At 68.3% G+C, this 21,072-nt stretch carries 17 protein-coding genes and 1 rRNA gene; 4 read left to right on the top strand and 14 right to left on the bottom strand.

Annotated elements, in window-relative coordinates:
* From ABZS29_RS00005 to ABZS29_RS00015, 3 genes are all read right to left on the bottom strand, one after another.
* A 16S ribosomal RNA gene (locus ABZS29_RS00005) occupies positions 1 to 88 on the bottom strand; the annotation flags it as partial.
* 496 nt (positions 89 to 584) lie between these two features.
* Complete coding sequence (tyrS, locus tag ABZS29_RS00010; protein ID WP_355456989.1) at positions 585 to 1,883, bottom strand: tyrosine--tRNA ligase; 1,299 nt, start codon at positions 1,881 to 1,883, stop codon at positions 585 to 587.
* A gap of 58 nt (positions 1,884 to 1,941) precedes the next feature.
* Positions 1,942 to 2,979, bottom strand: a complete 1,038-nt coding sequence (locus tag ABZS29_RS00015; RefSeq protein WP_355456991.1) for a phosphatase domain-containing protein — start codon at positions 2,977 to 2,979, stop codon at positions 1,942 to 1,944.
* A gap of 99 nt (positions 2,980 to 3,078) precedes the next feature.
* Here ABZS29_RS00015 and ABZS29_RS00020 point away from each other — a divergent pair, with 99 nt between their 5' ends.
* Positions 3,079 to 4,038 (top strand): LLM class flavin-dependent oxidoreductase, encoded by a 960-nt coding sequence (locus ABZS29_RS00020; protein WP_355456992.1) that lies wholly within the window; start codon positions 3,079 to 3,081, stop codon positions 4,036 to 4,038.
* Here ABZS29_RS00020 and ABZS29_RS00025 read toward each other — a convergent pair.
* The 10 genes from ABZS29_RS00025 to argC all read right to left on the bottom strand — a co-directional run bounded on the left by ABZS29_RS00025 (position 4,035) and on the right by argC (position 13,284).
* The gene (locus tag ABZS29_RS00025) at positions 4,035 to 4,763 is read right to left on the bottom strand and encodes a DNA-3-methyladenine glycosylase (protein WP_355456994.1); all 729 of its coding nucleotides are present in this window, start codon (positions 4,761 to 4,763) and stop codon (positions 4,035 to 4,037) included. The genes ABZS29_RS00020 and ABZS29_RS00025 overlap by 4 nt on opposite strands.
* 2 nt (positions 4,764 to 4,765) lie before the next feature.
* Positions 4,766 to 6,181: an argininosuccinate lyase gene (gene argH, locus ABZS29_RS00030; RefSeq protein ID WP_355456995.1), complete on the bottom strand. Its 1,416-nt coding sequence runs from the start codon at positions 6,179 to 6,181 to the stop codon at positions 4,766 to 4,768.
* Positions 6,182 to 6,197: 16 nt separating this feature from the next.
* The gene (locus ABZS29_RS00035; RefSeq protein WP_355456996.1) at positions 6,198 to 6,860 is read right to left on the bottom strand and encodes a hypothetical protein; all 663 of its coding nucleotides are present in this window, start codon (positions 6,858 to 6,860) and stop codon (positions 6,198 to 6,200) included.
* A complete protein-coding gene (locus ABZS29_RS00040; protein WP_355456998.1) occupies positions 6,857 to 7,396 on the bottom strand; it encodes a sigma-70 family RNA polymerase sigma factor in 540 nt (179 codons plus the stop codon). Before ABZS29_RS00040 ends, ABZS29_RS00035 begins: the two co-directional genes overlap by 4 nt.
* Positions 7,397 to 7,458: 62 nt before the next feature.
* Complete coding sequence (locus ABZS29_RS00045; RefSeq protein ID WP_355457000.1) at positions 7,459 to 7,968, bottom strand: arginine repressor; 510 nt, start codon at positions 7,966 to 7,968, stop codon at positions 7,459 to 7,461.
* Entirely contained in the window at positions 7,965 to 8,900 is a 936-nt protein-coding gene (argF, locus tag ABZS29_RS00050; RefSeq protein WP_355457002.1) for an ornithine carbamoyltransferase, read from the bottom strand. The genes ABZS29_RS00045 and argF overlap by 4 nt, the downstream gene beginning before the upstream one ends.
* A gap of 82 nt (positions 8,901 to 8,982) precedes the next feature.
* Complete coding sequence (locus tag ABZS29_RS00055; protein ID WP_355457004.1) at positions 8,983 to 10,185, bottom strand: acetylornithine transaminase; 1,203 nt, start codon at positions 10,183 to 10,185, stop codon at positions 8,983 to 8,985.
* A complete protein-coding gene (argB, locus tag ABZS29_RS00060; RefSeq protein WP_355457006.1) occupies positions 10,182 to 11,057 on the bottom strand; it encodes an acetylglutamate kinase in 876 nt (291 codons plus the stop codon). The genes ABZS29_RS00055 and argB overlap by 4 nt, the downstream gene beginning before the upstream one ends.
* Positions 11,054 to 12,256 carry a bifunctional glutamate N-acetyltransferase/amino-acid acetyltransferase ArgJ gene (gene argJ / locus ABZS29_RS00065; RefSeq protein ID WP_355457008.1) on the bottom strand — a complete coding sequence of 401 codons (1,203 nt, stop codon included), beginning with the start codon at positions 12,254 to 12,256 and terminating at the stop codon, positions 11,054 to 11,056. Before argJ ends, argB begins: the two co-directional genes overlap by 4 nt.
* On the bottom strand, positions 12,253 to 13,284 hold the full coding sequence (gene argC / locus ABZS29_RS00070) for an N-acetyl-gamma-glutamyl-phosphate reductase (protein ID WP_355457009.1): 1,032 nt from the start codon (positions 13,282 to 13,284) through the stop codon (positions 12,253 to 12,255). Before argC ends, argJ begins: the two co-directional genes overlap by 4 nt.
* Positions 13,285 to 13,389: 105 nt before the next feature.
* Between argC and ABZS29_RS00075 the strand changes: the two genes are divergently transcribed.
* The 3 genes from ABZS29_RS00075 to ABZS29_RS00085 all read left to right on the top strand — a co-directional run bounded on the left by ABZS29_RS00075 (position 13,390) and on the right by ABZS29_RS00085 (position 15,175).
* Positions 13,390 to 13,680, top strand: a complete 291-nt coding sequence (locus ABZS29_RS00075) for a hypothetical protein (protein ID WP_355457011.1) — start codon at positions 13,390 to 13,392, stop codon at positions 13,678 to 13,680.
* Between the two features lie 69 nt (positions 13,681 to 13,749).
* The gene (locus ABZS29_RS00080) at positions 13,750 to 14,628 is read left to right on the top strand and encodes an RNA polymerase sigma-70 factor (RefSeq protein ID WP_355457013.1); all 879 of its coding nucleotides are present in this window, start codon (positions 13,750 to 13,752) and stop codon (positions 14,626 to 14,628) included.
* A 28-nt stretch (positions 14,629 to 14,656) separates the two neighbouring features.
* Complete coding sequence (locus ABZS29_RS00085; RefSeq protein ID WP_355457015.1) at positions 14,657 to 15,175, top strand: GNAT family N-acetyltransferase; 519 nt, start codon at positions 14,657 to 14,659, stop codon at positions 15,173 to 15,175.
* Positions 15,176 to 15,283: 108 nt separating this feature from the next.
* On the opposite strand, the gene ABZS29_RS00090 is transcribed toward ABZS29_RS00085, so the two are convergent.
* Positions 15,284 to 20,992: a tandem-95 repeat protein gene (locus ABZS29_RS00090; protein ID WP_355457017.1), complete on the bottom strand. Its 5,709-nt coding sequence runs from the start codon at positions 20,990 to 20,992 to the stop codon at positions 15,284 to 15,286.
* Positions 20,993 to 21,072: the final 80 nt, after the last annotated feature.

The following is a 21,072-nucleotide window of genomic DNA, read 5'->3' on the forward strand; positions in this document are numbered from 1 at the left end:
TACCCCCGAAGGGGCCTTACCGCTCGACTTGCATGTGTTAAGCACGCCGCCAGCGTTCGTCCTGAGCCAGGATCAAACTCTCCGTTGAAAAATATGACAACCAAACCCAAAGGCCTGGACAGTCGACAACTTCAGTTGATCCTTTGAACATCAGAAACAAATCAAACTGACTTGAATCCAGAAATTACATTCAAAGGAATCCGAACAGACACCAAAGATGTCTGCACGGGGTAAATGCTAAATTTCGGCATTGACTTTCGGCACGCTGTTGAGTTCTCAAGAATCGGACGCACACCGCAGCCGAACCTCACGGTTCAGGGCTTCCGGGGCAACCTGCAGTACTTTACCGGAGTGGATCCACCAAGTCAAGACTTGATTTTTCCGACTCTCCGCATGAGCCAGTGGCCTGCCCCGAGTCCGAAGACGCGGTTCAGCTGCTTGAGCTTCGAGGAGGTTGGAAGGTCCGGCCGCTTCAGCGTCCTGCACTCGCTTCCAACAAGAAGAACATTACGTGGCTGCCGGGTAGACGGTCAAATCGGTTCCCGGTGGGCTGAATCACAAGGCTGTAATTTGCCCTCGGCAACCTAGATGTGGGAGTGCAGCACCCCGGCGAACGAGCGCTTCCCACGCCTCAGGACGAGCACGCCACCAGGCAGCAGATCGTCCGCCCCCGGTACGTACTCGGCGTCCTTCACCTTCTCGTTGTTGAGGTACCCACCGCCCTCGGCGACTGTGCGCCGCGCGGCCGACTTGCTCGCGACCAGGCCGGACTTCACCAGCAGATCGCCGTACGTCGGCATCGGTTCGCCGGCGCCTAGCTCGACATGCGGTGCCTCGCGAAGTGCTGCACGCAAGGTGTCGCCGTCCAACGCGGCGAGCTCCCCCTGCCCGAAGAGCGCCTTCGACGCCTCCTGCACAGCGCGGGTCTCCCCCTCACCGTGCACCAACGTCGTGACGTCCTCGGCGAGCACTCGCTGCGCTTCCCGCGCATGCGGTCGCTCGGCAGTCGCCAGCTCAAGCTCCGCGATCTCCTCCGGCGTACGGAATGTGTAGTACCGCACCAGCTGCATCACGTCGCGGTCGTCGGTGTTGAACCAGAACTGGTAGAAGGCGTACGGCGAAGTCAGCTCACGATCGAGCCACACCGTGCCGGACTCCGTCTTGCCGAACTTCGTACCGTCGGCCTTGGTCACCAGTGGCGTGGCCAGTGCATGCGCCTTGCCGGAGTCGGAGCGTCGAATGAGCTCCACCCCCGCGGTCAGGTTGCCCCACTGGTCGCTGCCGCCGGTCTGCAGTGTGCACCCGTGCCGGCGGTACAGCTCGAGGTAGTCCAGCGACTGCAGCAGTACGTAGCTGAACTCCGTGTAGCTGATCCCCTGCTCAAGCCGTGCCTTGACCACCTCACGACCGAGCATCCGGTTCACCGGGAAGTGCTTGCCGATGTCTCGCAGGAAGTCGAGAGTGTTGAGGTCCTTGGTCCAGTCGTAGTTGTTGACGATCCGGGCCGGGTTCGGGAGCGACTCGTCGAAGTCGACGAACTTCTCCACCTGCCCGCGGACTCGCTCGACCCACTGGGCTACGACGTCCTTCGGGTTCAGCACCCGCTCGGAGCTCTCCTTGGGGTCACCGATCAGGCCGGTGGCGCCGCCGACCAGACCGATCGGATTGTGACCGGCCAGCTGGAGCCGGCGCAGCGTCAGCAACTGCAGCAGGTTGCCCATGTGCAGGCTCGGCGCCGTGGGGTCGAAGCCGACATACGAGGTGATCGGTCCGGCCGCCATGGCGCTGCGCAGCGCGTCCGGATCGGTCTGGTGCGCGATCAGGCCGCGACTCTCCAGGTCATCCAGAACCTGAGTACGGCGTTCGCTCCCGCTGTCGGTCACTTGTTCTCCTCGAGTACGTCGGTACACCCCAAGTGTCCTGTACGACGAGGAGCCGGACCTAACTGGGCTCGTGCCGGGCGAGGATGTCGCGCAACTGCGGTCGCAGCGCATGACCGTCCGGCCCTTGCACGGTCGCAGCCGTCGGCCGGTGCGGATCGTGTGCACCGGGGTCCTGGTTCGGCACGGGCAGACCGTGGGACAGCACCTGCTCGGCCGGAGTCAGCTGACGGATGCCGATCGCCCGCACGTGATCCGGGTGCGACTGCGCGAAGTCGCCGTACAGCCGGGGGTCGTGCTGGCCGTCGTCACCGATCAGCACCCAGCGCACGTTCGGGAACTCGCGCGCGAGCCGGCGCAGCGCGGTGCGCTTGTGCTCCTGGCCGCTGCGGAACCAGCCGGTGTTGGTCGGCCCCCAGTCCGTCATCAGGAGCGGACCGACCGGATAGCCGTGCCGGGCGAGGAAGCGGGTCAGCGTCGGCGCCGTGTTCCAGGCGCCGGTGCTCAGATAGAAGATCGGCGCACCGGGGTGGTCGGCCAGCAGCTCCTGGTACATCTCGGCCATCCCCGGAACCACGCGGCGCGCCTGCTCCTCGCGGACGAACGTGTTCCAGGCTGCGATCAGCGGGCGCGGCAGCATCGTCAGGATCACGGTGTCGTCGATGTCGCTGAGCAGACCGAACGTCGCGTCCGGATCCGGCACGAAAATGCTCGCTCTGGCCTGCCGCTCACCGTGCACGCCCAGGTTGATCTCATGCCACCCCGGCGGCAGGACCACCGGAACCGTCAGGTCCACGAAGCCACCGCGATCAGTGACGGCCTCGAAGGTCTGGCCGTCGACCGTCACCGTCACAGCGACCTTCACAGCCGGCGCGGTGACGAAGACACGCCAGCCGCGCACCACCTGGTCCTCGTCGAACCGCGGCTGATTGCGCGGGTCCCGGCCCAGGACGACGCGGGCCAGCACCCGGACGAACTCCGTGGTGCCGTAACCGACCTGCGGGATGATTCGCTCGCGCCAGCCCCGGCGTCGCAGAATCGCCTGCACCCCGATGTTGAACCAGTCCTCGAGACGGGACGCGTAGTGCGGACGGGCCATACCTGAAACCTACCCGCAGGCGGGGCCGCTATGCGCACCTGAGCTGGCCTCTGGACAGACCTTTACCGAACTGTCGGTGCGGAGTTCTAGGGTCGTCGCATGACTCAGACCCCTGCTGCTGTCGGGATGTGCTTCCCCCGGACCTATCCCGCCGCCCTGGTGACCGATGTGGCCCGCCGGCTCGAGGCCGGTGGCGCCGATGAGTTGTGGATCATCGAGGACTGCTTCTACACCGCCGGACCGTCCCTCGTGGCAGCCGCGCTGGCGTCGACCGAGCGACTGACTGTTGGACTCGGCATCGTGCCTGCGGTGGCGCGAACCGCGGCTGTCACGGCGATGGAGTTCGCGACTCTGGACGCGTTGGGGCCGGGGCGCTTCCTGCCGGGGATCGGGCACGGGGTGCAGGAGTGGATGGGGCAGATGGGTGTGCGGCCGAAGTCGCCGCTCACTGCGCTGGATGAGGTGACAACCACGGTCACTCGGTTGCTGGCTGGGGAGAAGGTCAGCTTCGAGGGCAAGACGGTGCATCTGGAGGATGTGCAGCTCGACGCTCCCCCGGTGACGCCGCCGCCGATTCTGCTCGGCGTGATGGGGCCGAAGTCGATGGCGCTCGCCGGGCGGGTTGGCGGTGGACTGGTGCTCGCTGAGCCGGCCACTCCGGCGTACGTGAAGCAGTCGCTGGAGCTCGCTGGGAACCCGGAGGGTTTCGTGGTCGCGGTGTTCACGGCGATGTGCGTGCGGGAGGACCGCAAAGCGGCGTACGAGTGGACTGCGCCGTGGCTGGCGGACCGGATCCGGACGCGGTACGCCGGGATCACGGCGCTGCCGTTCTTCGACGAGCTCGCGAAGCTGTACGACGAGTCCGGCGAGGCCGGCCTGGTCGGGATGCCGGTGGACTGGTGGACGGCGATCGGTGCGGTCGGAACTGTGGAGGACGCGGCGTCGCACATCGAGCAGCTGGAGGCTGCCGGGGTGCAGCACATCGGGTTGTTCCCGGACCCGGAGGTGGAACACGGGCTGCCGCAGCTGGAGTTCGTGGTGGAGCTGGCGAACCGTTAGGTACGACGTTTGGGGACGTGCGGGCGGTAGGGCGAGACCGTCGGGTCGTCGGGGATCCAGAAGCGCCACGGCCAGTCCGGCGCTTCGCGGAGCCCTACGCGCGGCCCGATGGACGGAGTGCCGTCGAAGCCGGGGCCATCGAGCAGGCGCACCGGGGAGTCCTTGGCCAGCAGGTCGACGGCGTTCTGCGCGCGGTCGATGCCGAGAGCAACACACATGCGTGCCGGACCGCGCGCGAGATCGCGGTCCGGGTTGGCGCGGGGTCGTTTGGGTGGTGAGGCGGGAAGCACCCGGCGGCTGCGTGCCGAGGTGATGCCGGGTGTGCGTGCGGCCTGGGGTGCTGCGGCACCGGCCGAAGATGTGGCCGAGGGTGGGGTGGGTGGGGCGCCTCGGCGGGCGCGGGCCAGCTCTATCCCCTCGACTACCTCGCCTGCTCGGAGTAGTACGGCGGACGGGGTGCCGGCGGGGCCGGTGACTACGTTCATGCAGAAGTGCATGCCGTAGGTGAAGTACACGTACAGGAAGCCCGGTGGGCCGAACATGACGGCGTTGCGGGGCGTTTCGCCGCGGTAGGCGTGGGAGCCGGGGTCGTTCGGGCCGTCGTAGGCCTCGACCTCGGTGATGCGGACCGCGACGGTGCCTTCGGGGGTGGTGCTTCGAAGGACGGCGCCCAGCAGCTGCGGAGCCACGTCGAGGACTGGCCCCGCTAGCTGGGTACGACGCATGCTCAGCTGAGGCGGGCGGTGTACTGGGCGGCGCGGGCGTGCAGCTCGGCCAGCTGGTGAGTGACCTGGTCGACGGAAGTGCCACCGCGGGTGTTGCGGGAGGCGAGCGATCCTTCGACGGTCAGCACCGTGCGGACGTCCGGGGTGAGCAGGGGGGAGATCGCCGCCAGATCCTCGTCAGTGAGGTCCCACAGCTCGATCCCGCGCTTCTCGCACTCCTGGACGCACGCGCCGGCCAGCTCATGCGCGACGCGGAACGGCACCTGTTGCCGCACCAACCACTCGGCGATGTCAGTGGCGAGGGAGAAGCCCTGCGGGGCCAGCTCCTCCAGACGCTCGGTGTTGAAGCGCAGCGTCCGGATCATGCCGGTGAACGCGGGCAGCAGCACCTCGAGAGTGTCGATGGAGTCGAAGACCGGCTCCTTGTCCTCCTGCAGGTCCCGGTTGTAGGCCAGCGGCTGTGCCTTCAGCGTCGCCAGCAGACCGCTCAGGTTGCCGATCAACCGGCCGGCCTTGCCGCGCGCGAGCTCGGCGATGTCCGGGTTCTTCTTCTGCGGCATGATGCTCGACCCGGTCGAGAACGCGTCGTCCAGCTCGACGAAACCGAACTCCTTCGTCGCCCAGATGATCACCTCTTCGGCCTGCCGGGACAGGTCGATCCCGATCTGCGCGGTGACGAACGCGAACTCCGCGACGAAGTCCCGGGCCGCCGTACCGTCGATCGAGTTCGCCGACGAGTTCGTGAAGCCGAGCTCGGTCGCGACGTACTGCGGGTCCAGTCCGAGTGAGCTGCCGGCCAGAGCGCCCGACCCGTACGGCGAATCGGCCGCCACGCGGGCGTCCCAGTCGGCCAGCCGGTCGAGGTCGCGAATGAGCGGCCAAGCGTGGGCGAGCAGGTGGTGCGAGAGCAGGACGGGCTGCGCGTGCTGCAGGTGCGTACGACCTGGCATCGCGACACCGAGGTGCTTCTCGGCCTGGTCGGCGAGCGTGTTGACCTGCTCCAGGACCAGGCGGGCGATGACGCGGCCGTGCTCGCGCAGGTAGCTCTTGAACAGCGTCGCGACCTGGTCGTTGCGGGACCGCCCGGCACGCAGCCGACCGCCCAGCTCAGCACCGAGGCGCTCCAGCAGCCCACGCTCCAGCGCGGTGTGCACGTCCTCGTCGTCCTCGGCCGGCAGGAACGCACCGCTGAGGACATCGGCCAGCAGACCGTCCAGTCCAGCCAGCATGGCGTCCAGGTCCGCGTCAGTCAGCAGCCCCGCTCGGTGCAGCACCTTGGCGTGGGCCTTCGACCCCGCGATGTCGTACGGCGCCAGTCGCCAGTCGAACTGGGTCGACTTGCTCAACGCCGCCAGCGCATCGGCCGGCCCACCCGCGAACCGTCCGCCCCACAGGGCCGCACTCTCACCTGAACTCACAAAGCCATCCTCTCAGTCACTTGCTGAAAACCTTCCGCCAGGTATCGGCGGTCGGTACGTCGTACATCCGGGTGAACCCGCAGCCCCAGCCGGCCGGATACTTCAGCGCATTGCCGGTGCGCGAGTCGACCATGGAACCTGACATCAGCAGCCGGTCGCCGATCTTGTAGTTCGGCTGCTCGCTGAGCAACTGCTGCGGGTCCGGTCCACCGAGCATCTGCACAGTCACTTGCCCGGCACCGCGGCCAGGGCGATACCACTCGTGCACCTGGAAGGTCACCGCCCAGAAGTAGGCCGTCCGGGGGATCGGCTTTGCGGACAGCACCGTGCCGTCGAAGCCGAATTCCTGCTTCGCCAGCTCGACGGCTGAGTAGCTGACCGCGCAGGAGGGTGAAAGGTTCGGGTTGCCCAAGGACCGGCTCGGAGGGTAGGTGGCGGAACTGGAGGGGGTGGTGACCGGTATCGCGGTGGGCGTGCTCGGCCGCTCGAGTGCCACTACACCGATCACTGCGGCCGTGGCGGTGGCGGCGAGGACGGGCACCAAGACGCGGCGGCGCGCGATACGGCGCCGGGTGTCGCGTGCTGCTTCAACGCGCTGGGCGGCGTGGGCGAGCACCTCGGGCGAGGGCGGCGGGACCTTGCCTGCGGACTGCAGGGTGGTCCAGTTGTCGTCGGTCATCGGTCGGCCTCCTGTCGGGTGGGTTCGTCCTGTACTTGGGGCGAACCGGAGAGGCGTTCGTCCATGCGTTGTCTGGCGCGGTGGAGGCGGGAGCGGGCGGTACCGGCGGGGATGCCGAGGACGTGGGCGGCTTCGGTGGGGGTGAGGTTCTCCCAGGCGACCAGGAGGAGCAGGTCGCGTTCCGCGGCGGGGAGGGAGCGTAGGCCTTCGCGGAGTTGGGGTGCGAGGGCTGCGGCGTCCAGGCGGGCGTCGATGGCGGCTGTCTCGTCCAGGGGCCGGTCGATACCGATGACACGGGCCATGGTGCTGCGGAGGCGGTGCTTGCGGTAGTAGCCGTGCAGCACGTGCCGGGCGACGCCGAACAGCCACGCCCGCGGGGTGCCGCGATCCGGGTCGAAACCGGAGCGACCGCCGTACGCTGCGACCCAGACGTCACCGAGCAGGTCGTCCGCGACCCCGTCGGCTGTCCGGCGGCTCAGGTAGGCGTGGACGTCCGGTCCGTGCTGTTCCACCTGTGCCGCGAACCAGTCGTCCATCCCGTGTCCCTCCGCCGATCTGCCGTCGCCTCGTACTTGGCGCGAGCCGGCGGGAGCGTTCGCTACCTGGGTTCGCGCGCGGCCAGAGACAGCAGGCGGGCGGCCAGAGCCTCGCCGCCGGTGGGGTTGCGGCTGACGATCATGACGGTGTCGTCGCCGGCGATGGTGCCGAGAACGTCGTCCAGGCCCACGTGGTCGATCGCCGACGCGAGGTACTGGGCCGCTCCCGGCGGGGTTCGCAGGATGACCAGGTTGGCGCTGCCCTCGGCCGACACCAGCAGCTCGGACGCGACGCGGGCCAGGCGGGCCTCGAACGCCGCCGCCTCACCGGCGCGCGGCGTACGGTCACCGCCCTCCCCCGGTACGGCGTACACCTGCTGACCGGAGGAGTCGCGGACCTTGACCGCACCGATCTCGACCAGGTCGCGGGACAGCGTCGCCTGGCCGACCACCAGCCCGGAAGCCGACAGCAGGTCGGCCAGCTCGGTCTGCGAGCGCACGGGCTGACGCCCCAGCAGGTCGACGATCCGCTGCTGCCGCGCGGTCTTGGTAGTCGGTACGGCGATGGTCATCCTTCAAAACTCCTTGCCAGCAGCCACGACAGCAGCGCCTTCTGCGCGTGCAGCCGGTTCTCGGCTTCGTCCCACACGACCGATTGTGGCCCGTCGAGGACCGCGGCCTCGATCTCCTTGCCGCGGTACGCCGGGAGACAGTGCAGCACGATCGCGTCGGAGTTGGCCTTGGCGAGCAGTTGTTCGGTCACCGCGAACGGCACGAACGGCGCCTCACGCAGCGCCGCCTCGGCCTCTTGCCCCATCGACACCCACGTGTCGGTGGCAACGACATCAGCGCCGTCGACCGCGGCGTACGGGTCGTCGGTCCAGGCGACCGAACCGCCGGTCTCGTTGCCGATCTCGGTAGCGCGCGCCAGGACGGCCGCGTCCGGCTGGTAGTCGGCGGGCGATGCGACGACCACGTGCATGCCGGCGGTCACGCCGCCGAGCAGGTACGAGTGGGCCATGTTGTTGGCACCGTCGCCGAGGTAGACAAGCTTGAGTCCGGCGGTCGAGCCCTTGTGCTGCCGGACGGTGAGCAGGTCGGCGAGGATCTGGCACGGGTGGAACTCATCGGTGAGCGCGTTGATCACCGGCACCCGCGAGGCCGCGGCCATCTCGTCGATCCGTGTCTGCCCGGCGGTCCGCCAGACGATCGCCGCGACCTGCCGGTCGAGCACGCGCGCGGTGTCGGCAATCGGTTCGCCGCGACCCATCTGCGAGTTCTGCGCGTCGATGATCAGCGACGCGCCACCGAGCTCGGCGATCCCGACGGCGAACGAGATCCGCGTCCGCGTCGAGGCCTTGTCGAAGATCACCGCGACCGACTTCGGCCCGGCCAGCGGTTGATGCCCGTATCGGTCGGTGGTCAGCTGCTGGGCCAGCGTCAGCACCTCGTCCTGCTCGACCGGGCTGAGGTCGTCGTCCCTGAGGAAATGCCGGACGGTCATGAGGCCTCCGAACCTGAGGTGAGGATCGCGGGGAGCGCGGCGGGCGTGGGAGCAACTGCATCCATGGTGGACGGCGCGGGTGTCATGGGAGCTGCACCTGGTCCAGCAGCCCGGGGAGGGCCGCGACGAAGCTGTCGGCGTCAGCCTTGCTCAGGATGTACGGCGGCGCCAGCCGCAACGCGTTCGGGATCGGGTTGTTGATCACGAAGCCGGCCTCCAGCGCGAGCGCGGCGACCTGGTCCGAGACCGGCTGGGTCAGCTCGATCGCGAGCAGGAGCCCGCGGCCGCGGACGCCGGCGATCAGCGGGTGGTCGAGCGCGATCAGCGACGAGGCGAGATGGTTGCCGACGGCATTGACCTGGGCGAGCAGGCCGTCCCGCTCGATCACGGTCAGCACCGCGAGCCCGGCGATCGCCGCGACCGGGTTACCGCCGAACGTCGTACCGTGGTTGCCGGGCTGCAGCAGGTCCGCGGCCGCGCCGAGACCGACACAGGCACCGATCGGTATCCCAGCGCCGAGGCCCTTGGCCAGCGTCACGATGTCCGGTGTGATCCCCTCGGACTGGTACGCGAACCACGCGCCGGTTCGGCCGACGCCGGTCTGGATCTCGTCGAGCCACAGCAGTGCACCATGCTCGGACGTGATCCGCCGAGCCGCCTGCAGATAACCGTCCGGCGGTACGACGACACCGTTTTCACCCTGGATCGGCTCCAGTACGACGGCCGCCGTCTCGTCGTCGACCGCGGCCGCGAGCGCGTCAGCATCGCCGTACGGGACGAAGGTGACGTCACCGGGGAGCGGCGCGAAGGCCTCCCGGTACGCCGGCTTCCAGGTCACCGCGAGTGCGCCCATCGTGCGGCCGTGGAAGGCGCCGACGGTGGAGACGATCTTGGTCCGGCCGGTCCGCCGGGTGATCTTGAACGCGGCCTCGTTCGCCTCGGTACCGGAGTTCGTGAAGAACACCTTGCCGGGGGCCTCGAAGAGACCGAGCAGTTTCTCGGCCAGGGCGATCTGCGGCGCGGAGGCGAAGAAGTTGGAGACGTGCCCGAGGGTCGCGAGCTGCGAAGTCACCGCGGAGACCACGAACGGGTGTGCGTGACCGAGGCAGTTCACCGCCAGACCGCCGAGCAGGTCGAGGTATTTGTTGCCGTCGGCATCCCAGAGGTAGGCGCCCTCGCCCCGGATCAGCACGCGCTTCGGCGCACCGAAGGTGTTCATCAGCGCCCCGGCATAGCGCTCGGTCAACGCCGCCTGGGTGCCGTCAACAGTCAACAACTCGGTCATGAAGGGATCACCTGGGTTCCAGAGCCGGCGTCGGTGAAGATCTCTAGCAGCAAGGAGTGCGGGACGCGGCCGTCGATGACGGTGGCGCGGGAGACGCCGTCCTGGACGGCGCGCAGACAGGCTTCCATCTTCGGGACCATGCCGGACGACAGCGACGGGAGCAGCTCGGCCAGTTCGGTGGTGTCGATCTGGGTGATGATCTCTTCGCTGTCCGGCCAGTTGCGGTAGAGGCCGGCCACATCGGTCAGTACGACGAGCTTCTCGGCGCCGAGTGCGGAGGCGAGGGCGGCGGCCGCGGTGTCGGCGTTCACGTTGTGCGCCTGGCCGTCCTCGTCCGGGGCGATCGTCGAGACGACCGGGATCCGGCCGGCGTCGATCAGGTCCACCACGGCCTCCGGCCGCACGTGCACGACATCACCGACCAGGCCGATGTCGACCGACTCACCGTCGATCATCGCGCCTCGCCGCTCCGCGGTGAACAGTCCGGCGTCCTCACCGGACATGCCGACCGCGAACGGTCCGTGCGCGTTCAGCAGGCTGACCAGCTCGCGGCCGACCTTGCCGACCAGGACCATGCCGACGACGTCCATCGCCTCCGGCGTGGTGACGCGCAGCCCGCCGCGGAACTCGCTGTCGATGCCGAGCCGGCCGAGCATCTCGCTGATCTGCGGTCCGCCGCCGTGGACGACGACGACCCGGACCCCGGCGTACCGGAGGAACACGATGTCCTCGGCGAACGCCTGCTTGAGCTTGTCGTCGACCATCGCGTTCCCGCCGTACTTCACCACGATCGTCTTGCCGTGGAACTGCTTCAGCCACGGCAAGGCCTCGGTCAGTACGGCGACCTTCTCCACTGCTGCTTCCATGTTCATGACGAGTACGCCGAGTTCTCTTCGACGTACGCGTGCGACAGATCCGTGGTGAGGACGGTCGCGGAGGCGGGACCGGCGTGCAGGTCGATCACGACGTCGATCTCCAGGCCGCTGATGTCGGCCTCGGAGCGGTCGACGCCCTTGCCGCCGGCGATGCAGATCGGGGCGCCGTTCAGGGTGATGTCGAGCAGTGCCGGGTCGAAGGCGGTGGGGGCGTTGCCGACCGCCATCGCGATCCGGCCCCAGTTCGGGTCGGAGGCGAAGAAGGCGGTCTTGCAGAGGTTGTCCTCGGCCACGATCTTCGCGGCGGCCAGCGCCTCGGCCTCAGTGGCTGCGTTCTGCACGGTGATGCTGACGTGCTTGGTGACACCCTCGGCGTCGGCCTGCAACTGCTTCACCAGGTCAGCAGCCAGGGTCGTCAGCGCGGCCTCGAACTCGTCCGGGCCGACCGTCACGCCGGAAGCGCCAGAGCTCAACAGCAGCACGGTGTCGTTGGTCGACGTACCGCCGTCGACATCGAGCCGGTTGAACGTCTTGCCGACCGCGTTGCGCAGCGCGTGGTCGAGATGCGGCTGATCCAGTACGGCGTCGGTCGTGATCACGCTGAGCATCGTGGCCATGTTGGGCGCGCACATCCCGGCGCCCTTGGCAAACCCGCCGATGCTCCAGCCGTCCGAGTGCTTCAGCGCGGCCTGCTTCGGCACGTTGTCGGTCGTCATGACTGCCGTGGCTGCGTTGAGGCCGGCCTCTGGGCCGTCGGCCAGCGCTGCGACCGCTTTGTCGATGCCGGAGAGCACTGCGTCCATCGGGAGCCGCTCACCAATCAGACCGGTCGAGCAGACGCCCACCTCGACCGCACCGATGCTCAGAACCTCAGCCAGCTTCTCTGCGGTCTTGTGCGTGTCCTGGAAACCCTCTGGCCCGGTGCATGCGTTCGCACCGCCGGAGTTGAGCACTACTGCCTTGAGCTTGCCGGCAGTCAGCACCTGCTGTGACCACAGCACTGGTGCGGCCTTCACCTTGTTGGTGGTGAAGACACCGGCAGCCACGTCGTGCGGACCGTCGTTGACGACCACGGTGAGGTCCGGCGTACCGGCGGGCTTGATCCCGGCGATCACCCCGGCCGCGCGGAAGCCGGCCGGCGCGGTCACTCCGGCGCTCCGATCGACTTGGGTGGCGGGAGTGACGGCGAGGGTCACGGGGCTACTCCTACGAGAGGCAGGGCCGTGGTCTCGTCGAGACCGGTGGCCAGGTTCATGCACTGCACGGCTGCGCCGGCGGTGCCCTTGGTGAGGTTGTCCATGGCGGCTACGACGACGACGCGGCCGATGCGCTGATCGATCGTGACCTGCAGCTGCACAGTGTTCGCACCGAGGGTGGCCTGGGTCTGCGGCCACTGCCCCTCGGGCAGCAGGTGAATGAACGGCTCGTCGGCGTACGCCTCTTCGTAGGCCTGCCGGACTGCCGCGAGGTCAGTGCCTTCGGTGATCGGCGCACTGCACGTCGCGAGGATCCCCCGCGACATCGGCACCAGCACCGGGGTGAACGAGACGCTCACCGGACCAGCGGCGTACGGGGTGAGGTTCTGCTCGATCTCGGGGGTGTGGCGGTGCACGCCACCGACGCCGTACGCCGAGGCGGAGCCCATCACCTCCGCACCGAGCAGATGCGGCTTCGGCGCCTTGCCCGCGCCGGACGTCCCGCTGACCGCGACCACGACGAGCTGGGCCGGGTCGACCAGCCCACGCTGAACAGCAGGGAGGAGCGCGAGGGTGGAGACAGTCGGATAACACCCCGGTACGGCGACCCGGTGCGAACCACGGAGCTTGTCCCGCTGACCGGGCAGCTCCGGAAGCCCGTACGGCCACGAGCCTGCATGCTCGCCACCGTAGAACTCCACCCACGTCTCGGCCTCCGTCAACCGGAAGTCCGCGCCGCAGTCGATCACGGTGACGTCCTCGCCGAGCTGCTCGGCGAGTCCGGCGGACTGTCCGTGCGGAAGCGCCAGGAACACCACGTCGTGACCGGCGAGTTGCTCCGCCGTGGTCTCGACAAGGATCCGCCCGGCCAGTGGCACGAGATGTGGATGATGCGCGCCGAGCGCCGTACCGGCGTTGCCGCCCGCGGTGAGTGCACCGATCTCCACCGCAGGGTGCGAACTCAGCAGCCGGAGCAACTCGCCGCCCGCATATCCACTGGCCCCGGCCACCGCCACCTTCACGCTCATATGAATGAGTATGCCATGCTCTGGAAAAATATCCAAGATCTACTCAGCCGCTTCGGGTAGAAGCACTCACGCGCCGGGGGTGCTCCGGGCCGGAGGGTGAAGGGTATGAAGCTCGCCTATCTGGTGTACCTCGGCTGGACCGTCCTTGGCATTCTGGCGGTGCTCTCGCTCGGAGTCCACGAACACTTGTATCCGGACCCGAACCAGCAGTTCGGCAACCCGGTGGTGTTCGCCGCCTTGATCTTCGCCCCCAGCATCCTGCTCGGCTGGCTCGCCGGACTCGGCCTGGTCGCGCTCTTCCGCGACTCCCACCCGGCGCTCGGCGGAACCCTGGCCTACGGCGGAGCCGCCCTCGTAGCCGTCGGACTCGGCGTACTCGAGCTGCACTTGTTCTGACCCTCGATGTCACAACTGGCCGGGCTGTCGTGTCGGAGTGGGTAGGGCAGACTTCGAGGGGTGGGTTGGATGGCGGACGACGCGTTGGCGCGGGAGTTCGACGAGCATCGGGCTGTGCTGGTGGGCGCGGCGTACCGGGTGGTCGGGAGTGCCAGCGATGCCGAGGACGTCGTGCAGGAGGCGTGGTTGCGGTGGGCGGGTGTGGATCATGACGAGGTGCGGGATGTGCGGGCGTACCTGATCCGGATCACGACGCGGCTTGCGCTGAACCGGCTTCGGCAGCAGAAGGCTCGGCGTGAGCAGTACGTCGGACCGTGGTTGCCGGAGCCGATGGTGCAGGACGCCGATCCGGAGGCCGCGGTCGAGCTGGCGGATTCGGTGAGTATGGCGATGCTCGTCGTACTGGAGACGTTGTCGCCGCTGGAGCGCGCGACGTTTGTGCTGCGCGAGGTCTTCGACCTGCCGTACGACGAGATCGCGGAAACGCTCGGGCGGTCCGAGGCTGCGGTGCGGCAGCTCGCCCATCGGGCGCGGAACCACGTGCACGCGCGGCAGCCGCGGCACCAGGTCGACAAGGCCCGACACCTCGAACTGACGACGAAGTTCATGGCGGCCGCCGGGTCTGGTGACTTCGCCCAGGTGGTCGCGTTGCTGGCGCCGGACTCGGTGCTGATCAGCGACGGCGGCGGAAAGAAGACCGCGGCGCTGCGGCCGATCTACGGCCCGGAGAAGATCGCGCGCTTCCTGTTCGGCGTGATGACGTCGAACCCGGGCTTCGAGCTCCGCCGGGCGACGCTGAACGGCGAGACCGCGTTCGTCGCCTACTTCGGCAACGAGCCGGACACGGTCGCGTTCGTGCAGACCGCCGGCGACCTGATCACCGAGCTCTACCTGATCCGCAACCCCGACAAACTCACCACGGTCCCGCCTCGGCACGCTCTAGACTAAGTGCAACTCAGTCGCACATGGAGGTGCCGTGAAGTACGTGGTGTTGGAGCCGGCCGAGGCACTCGATCCCGGGTTGCGCGCCGACCTGCTGGACACCTGGGTCGCCGCGACCGACGCCGGCGGCGCCGTGGGATTCGTCGCCCCGGCACCGGTCTCGCGGGTCGCTGAGACCCTGGACGAAACGCTCGGCCGAGTCGCGAGTGGAGTCGATCTGCTCGGCGTACTGCATGACGGCGAGCGCTACGCCGGCATGGGCCTCCTCGCCAACCGCGACAGCACCCTGAACGCGCACTGGCGCACAGTGCTCCGCGTGATGGTCCATCCGAAACACCAGGGCACCGGCGCCGGCCGCATCCTGATGGAAGGCCTCCGCGGCTCAGCCGTCGACCTCGGCCTCCAGCAACTCCAACTCACCATCCGCGACGGTCTGGGCCTCGAGCACTTCTACCAACCCCTCGGCTACCGCATCGTCGGCCGCCACCCCCGAGCCGTCCGAGTCGCGCCCGACGACTACCGCGACGAGATCATGCTCGTCCGCGACCTCTGATCTGTACCGAAGGACTGGTAGAGGGCATCACCGGAAGCCCAATTGCGCCGTGCGCACGCCTGAGCATGCGGGCCGACGTGTGCGTACTAACAGTCCGTCAGTACGGCGTCAGCGGCGAGAGCGGGCCAGGGCGGCGAGGGTGGCGCCCAGGGCGGTGAGGAGGGAGCCGAGGGTGAGAAGGATGACGGGTGGGCCGCCGGTTGCGGGGAGTTCGGTTCGGGCCAGGGGGCGGGGGTCGGGGGTTGGGGTGGCGGCGATCGTGAAGCGGACTGGGGCTGCGGCGCCTGGGCGTTCGTAGGTGAGTTTGGCGGTACCGGTGAAGCCGGGGGCTGGGGTGAGGCGGATGGTGCCGTCGGGGGCGACGGTCCAGGTGCCGGCTTCGGTGGTTGCCGTGCGGGTGCAGGTGGCGGGGTCTACGCGGAGGCAGATCGGCTGCGCGGACCCGCCGCTGTCGTTCAGGGACGGGTTGACGGCGACTGCGCTGTCCGGCGAACCAGTTGCAGAGTCGGCGCCTGCTACAGCCGGGCGGGGTGGGTCGACGGTGACGTCGAGCAAAGCGCTGCCGGTGGTGCCGTTCTGGTCGGTGACGCGGTAGGCGAGCGACCTGGTCGAGCCGATGAAGTCCTTCACCGGGGTGAACGTGATGACACCGTCCTCGCCGACTGCGAAGACGCCCTCGTCGGCCACAGTGACGGTCTTCTTGTCGCGGCTGTCGCCCGGATCACGCAGTACGACGCTCGCCGGGGTCAGCGGCGCCGACGCGTCGCCGGGCCGGTCGTTGCTGAGCACGTCGACAGGGACAGCCGTGTCGAAGGCTGTCCGGGCGCTGTCGTCGCGGACCACCGGCACGATCGGCGTCACCGTCACGCTCAGCGTGGAGCGGGCTCGGTTCCGGTTGCTGTCCTTCACCTCGTACGCCACCGGCCGCGTGCCGCCGGTGAACCGCGCCTCCGGACTGAACGTCACCTTGCCATCGGCAACGACGTACTCGCCCTGCCCGGCCACGGTGACCTGCTTGACCAGCGCCGCATCCGGCCCGACCAGCAGCAACGTGTCCGGATCCAGCTTCGCCCCAGGCCCCGGTACGTCGTTCGCGATCGGATCAATCACCACCGCCAGGTGCTGCTTCGTCCGAGCCTGATCCGGATTAGCCACCGGCCGCGCCTGAACCGTCACCACCAACGTCGCCGTACCGAGTGTGCCGTTGCCGTCGACCACCTGATAGCCGACTGGAACCGTCGTACCGACGAAGCCGGCGGCCGGAGCGAACCGCACTCCACCGGACGGCTGGGCCGTGAACAGGCCCTGCCCCTCAACCTCCAGCACCGGCACCGCATCACCCGACGCTGGATCGAGCAGCCGCACCGCGCCCAGCGGCGCCGACGGATCGCCCGGCTTGTCGTTCGCAAGCACGGGCACCGTCAGCACAGTGTCGTACGGCGTCACCGCCTGGTCGTCCTGAGCAACTGGAACCACCGGAGTGACCGTCACCGTGAGAGTCGACGTTGCCAGGTTCCCGCTCGAGTCCTTCACCCGATAGGCGATCGACAGGACGCCGCGGAACGCCGGCACCGGATCGACCACCACCCGACCGGTCGACTCGTTCACCGTCACGATGCCCTGCCCGGTCAGCGCCGCGATCCGCACCCAGCTTCGCGTGTTCACGGAGTAGACCTCGACCGAGTTCTCCTCCAGCTCGGCGCCGGTCCCGGGCTTGTCATTGTCCAGCGGATCGACGGTCAGCGTGACGTTCTGCTTCGTCGTCGCCACATCCGCCGCCGCCTCCGGCCCCTTGCCGACGGTCAGGAACAGCAGGCCTTCCACCGTGGTCCCGTTGTCGTCGGCAATCCGGTACGTCGCCGGCGTCGTCAGTCCTTGGAAGTCCTTGACCGGAGTGAACGTGATCGCCCCCTCGGCGGTGACGACGTACGTGCCTTCACCGGCCTGCGTGAGGGTCTTCCCGAAACCGTCCTTCGTCTTCAGCACCAGACTCGCGGCAACCAGCGGCGCCGACGGATCACCGGCCTTGTCGTTGGCCAGTACGTCGACCGTGATCGGCTGGTTGAACGGGGTGATCGCCGAGTCGTCCACCGCGACCGGCCAGATCGGCGTGACCGTCATCGTCAACGTCGAGACGCCGAACGTGCCGTTGGAGTCCGCGACCCGATAGGTGACCGGTGTCGCCGGCCCGTGGAACGCCGGTAGCGGATCGAAGACCACGATCCCGGTCGGCTGGACGGTGTAGGTTCCCTGCCGATCCACGGTGATTGTCTTCGCGAACTCCTTCGCCCGGGCTCCCGGCCCGAGCAGCTCGACGGTAGCGGGATCGAGCTTCGCGTCGGTGCCCGGACTGTCGTTGGAGAGCACGTTGACGCTGACCGTCTGGTCCTGCAGCGTCGAGGCGCGGTCCGCGATCGCGACCGGCGGGAAGCCGACCGTGATCGTCAGCTTGGCGGTCGTGAGCGTCCCGTTGCTGTCACCCACCTGGTAGGTCAGCGGTGTCCCCGGTCCACGGAAGGTCGTGCCCGGATCGAACCGGACCGCTCCCCCGGCGACGCTGTAGACGCCCTCGTTCCCGATGCTGACAGTTGCCTTGAGCAACCCATCGGCCGGATCGGTGAGCAGCAGGCTGGTCGGCAACAGCGGCGCGGTCGGGTCGCCGGGCTTGTCGTTCGTCAGTACTGGCACCGTCACCGGCTTGTCGAACGGCGTCCGCGCGGTGTCGTCGACCGCGACCGGAGTGATCGGCATGACCGTCACCGTGATCGTCGACCGCGTCACCTGGTCGAACCAGTCCAGCACGCGATACGTCAGCGCAGTCGCCGCACCGGTGAAGCCCGGGAGCGGATCGACAGTCACCGTTCCGTCCGGATTCACCTTGTAGGCCGCCTGCCCCGGGACCTTCACCAGCTTCTTCATCGACCCGTCCGCAGGATCGAGCAGTGCAACGCTGAGGGGATCGAGCCCGGTCCCACGCCCTGCGGTGTCGTTTGCCAGCGGGTCCAGGTCGAACGGGACATTCTGCTTCCCAGTCGCGGTGTCCGGTCGCGCGGTCGGCGCGGGCGGCTTTGCGACAGTGACAGTCAGCTTCGCGGTGGCCGTCGTACCGTTGACGTCCGCGACGCGATAGGTCAATGCCGCCGTCACTCCGACGTACGTCGGCAGCGGGTCGACCGTGATCTCGCCATCCGGCGTCACCGTGTACGTCGCCTCGCCGTCCACCACGACCGTGGTCTTCGGCTCCTGCGTCTTCGGGTCGAGCACCTGCACACTGCTCGGCACCAGCGGGACCGCAGGGTCGCCGGCCTGGTCGTTCGCCAGCACCGCAACCCGCACCGTGGTGTCGTACGCCGTTGCTGCGCTGTCATCCGACGCATCAGGCTGCACCTTCGTGACGCGCATGGTCAGAACCGCGTGACCGATCGCATCGTTGGTATCGGCTACCTGATAGCTGACGGGTGTCGCCGTACCGCTGAAGGCCGGGACCGGCTCGAACAGCAGCTTGCCGTCGGGCCGCGCGGTGTACTTGCCCTGCCCCGGTACGACGAGCGTCGTCACCGGCTCGCTGCGAGTCGGCGGGATCAGCCGCAGCGTGTCCGGCCGCAGTACGGCGCCGGTCGGGCCGGGCTTGTCGTTGTCGAGGACCGCAGCCACGAGCGACCGGCCTTGCAGCGTGGCAATCGTGTCCGGGTTCGCCACCGGCGGTGCAGGCGCGTCGACAGCGACCGTGAGCGCGGCCCGCGCCGCCGTACCGTTCTTGTCGAGCACCTGGTAGGTCAGCGGCGTACCGACACCGTGGAAGCCGTGGGTCGGCTGGAACGCGACCTTGCCGCCGGCCACTACGTACGTGCCCTCAGCAGCAATCGTCACTTTGTCGACGAGCGTGTGCTTGACCGGATCGACCAGCTTCAGAGTGCTGGGGTCCAGTGGTGCGTCCGGCGAGCCAGGCAGGTCGTTGTCCAGCACCGGTACGACGGTGTCCGTGTCGAAGGCAGTAGAAGCCGAGTCCCCGTTGGCGATTGGCTGTACCGGAGTCACTGTGACGGTGAGAGTCGACTCAGCAGTCTGACCGGTCGTGTCGGTGACGCGGTACCCGATGCTCGACCCGACCCCAGTGAACTGCCGCACCGGCACGAAATCGACCGCGCCGGTGGGCTTGGCTGTGTACTGCCCCTCCCCCGCGATCACGACTGTCTTTTTGAACGTGGTGTCCGCCGGATCGCGCAGCACCACTGAACCCGGTACCAGCGTCACACCGGGAGCCGCCTGGTCGTTGACGAGCGGCCGGAGCGCCAGACTGACGTTCTGCGGTGTCTTGGCGGTGTCGGGTGTCGCGACCGGCGCTGCGGGGAGCGCGACTGTGACGGTCAGCTTGGCGGTCGCCGTGATTCCGTTGCTGTCGGCTACTCGGTAGCTCACCGGCTTGCCGACCCCGACGAAACCAGGCACCGGCTCGACAGCAACCGTGCCGTCCGGCTTGGCGATGTACTTCGCCTGCCCGACCACACTGAGCAGCACGCCGCACTTCTCGCCGTCCAACAGACACAGTGAGTTCGGCTGGAGTGGCGCGGCCGGGTCCCCAGGCAGGTCGTTGCCGAGCACCTTGACCATCACGTCGGTGTTGAACGCGGTAGTGGCAACGTCGTCGTGCAGGACCGGCGGAGGCGGTGGCGTGATCTGCACCGCGTAGTCCTCGACCTCGCCCGCGTCGGCCGCACCGGTCGGTTTCGCCTGGCTGTCGCCGTACCCGATCCGCAGGCGTGCGTACGTCGTACCGGCCGTCGGCTTGGTGAACTTGGCCCAGCTGAGCTTCATCGACGCCTGTCCGGCAGCGAAGTCAGCACAGGCCCGCTCGTTCGCTTCGAAGGAGCCGTTGCGGTCGAGATCGAGCCAGGCGCAGACCTGGCCGGGCTTCGACGCACCCGCGAGCTTCGCCTCGATCCCGTACGACGTGGCGTTCGTCCGCAGCGGCGGGAACATCACACCGTCGTCAGCGGCATCGGGTGCAGCCGGACCGGTCGTCGCGTTCGCAATTGTCGTGTTGTCCTCAGTGACGTCCTTGCCGAGCCGTACGTCGCTCAGCACCGACCAGGCCGCGCCGTACGTCGCCGGTGCGTCGCCGAAGTCCTCACCGGCCGAAGCGAGCACCGAGAAGGCGTCGCCGGAGGAGCTGGTGTTGAAGGCGGCCAGCTTGGCGTGCTTGGTGAAGTACGCCGTCACGTCGAAGCGGACCGTGGTCACGACGCCGTTCACTCGCACCGAACCGCAGGCCGCCGTCGCCCCGGCGTCCGGACCGGTGCCCGTCTTGTTGTTGATGCAGTTCGGACCAGCGTCGTGGTTTGTTGCGGTGATGGTGTCGCTGGTAACCGTCAGATTGTTGCCTTGACCCGCCTTGCTCAGGCTGAGTCCCGAAGTCGTCAATCTGAGCACGGAGTGCAGCTCGGACTGCGCGGTCGGCTTGCCGTTGACGGTCTGCGTGACCGCACCGCCCAGGCCGGCCAGGTGCAGCACCGGGTTGCGCACCGGCCGACTGAACGCGACAGTCACCGTGCCACGGTCGCCGCAACTCCCGATGGCCGCGCAGTCGCCGGTGTTCACGATCAGGTCCTGCGCCGGCGTCGTCCGCGCGATCGGCGGGCTGTACGTCGTCGGCCCGGTCCCCCGGACGCCCGCGGTGGTCTCGTCGAGCAGCTCGGTCGCACCGGTCACACTGATCGTCTGCCGCAGCCCTGACCCCGGCATCGTCGCGGTCGCCGAATCGCCTTGCGTGAACGGCTGCACCGGCACCTGATAGGCGGCCGTCTCCACACCTGTCATCGCCAGCACCACAGACGCCAGCAAACCCAACGCCACAGGTCGTGTCGCCCGCATGGTGCCGCCCTCCCGAGCATTCACGT

The organism is Kribbella sp. NPDC005582 (assembly GCF_040605415.1).
GTDB lineage: Bacteria > Actinomycetota > Actinomycetes > Propionibacteriales > Kribbellaceae > Kribbella.